This is a genomic window from Cohnella hongkongensis, from assembly GCF_042654645.1.
Lineage (GTDB): Bacteria > Bacillota > Bacilli > Paenibacillales > Paenibacillaceae > Cohnella > Cohnella hongkongensis.
Genome location: NZ_JBHSEP010000050.1, coordinates 1 through 1,113, shown reverse-complemented (window position 1 = coordinate 1,113; position 1,113 = coordinate 1). Strand labels below are relative to the sequence as shown.

The following is a 1,113-nucleotide window of genomic DNA, read 5'->3' as shown; positions in this document are numbered from 1 at the left end:
TGCCATAGCTTCGGTGGTGTGTTTAGCCCCGTTACATTTTCGGCGCAGAGTCACTCGACCAGTGAGCTATTACGCACTCTTTAAATGGTGGCTGCTTCTAAGCCAACATCCTGGTTGTCTTCGCAACTCCACATCCTTTCCCACTTAACACACACTTGGGGACCTTAGCTGATGATCTGGGCTCTTTCCCTCTTGACGACGGATCTTAGCACTCGCCGTCTGACTCCCGAGTATACATCCATGGCATTCGGAGTTTGACTGGACTTGGTAACCCTTGGCGGGCCCCGCACCCAATCAGTGCTCTACCTCCATGATGCTCACCTCGAGGCTAGCCCTAAAGCTATTTCGGGGAGAACCAGCTATCTCCGAGTTCGATTGGAATTTCTCCCCTACCCCCACGTCATCCCAGAGCTTTTCAACGCTCACGAGTTCGGGCCTCCAGTGCGTGTTACCGCACCTTCACCCTGCACAGGGGTAGATCACACGGTTTCGGGTCTACGCCCACGTACTTATTCGCCCTATTCAGACTCGGTTTCCCTTCGGCTCCGCCTCTTCAGCTTAACCTTGCACGTGAACGTAACTCGCCGGTTCATTCTACAAAAGGCACGCCATCACCCCTTAATCGGGCTCTGACTTCTTGTAAGCGCACGGTTTCAGGTTCTCTTTCACTCCGCTCCCGCGGTGCTTTTCACCTTTCCCTCACGGTACTGCTTCGCTATCGGTCGCCAGGGAGTATTTAGCCTTGGCAGATGGTCCTGCCGGATTCCCACGGGGTTTCTCGTGTCCCGCGGTACTCGGGATCCGTCTCGGAGAGGGAAGACTTTCGGTTACAGGGTTGTTACCTTCTACGACGGGCCTTTCCAGACCTCTTCGCCTAACCTTCCCTTTTATCACTCCACATGAGACGTCCCACAACCCCAGGGAGCAAGCTCCCTGGTTTGGGCTAATCCGCTTTCGCTCGCCGCTACTGACGGAATCACTGTTGTTTTCTCTTCCTCAGGGTACTTAGATGTTTCAGTTCCCCTGGTCTGCCTCCATCGACCTATGGATTCAGTCGAAGGTAACTGCGCATTACCGCAGCTGGGTTTCCCCATTCGGAAATCTCCGGATCAA

At 54.3% G+C, this 1,113-nt stretch carries 1 rRNA gene; it reads right to left on the bottom strand.

Annotation, left to right across the window (positions count from 1 at the left end):
• Positions 1 to 1,113 (bottom strand): 23S ribosomal RNA (locus ACFO3S_RS27880); the annotation flags it as partial.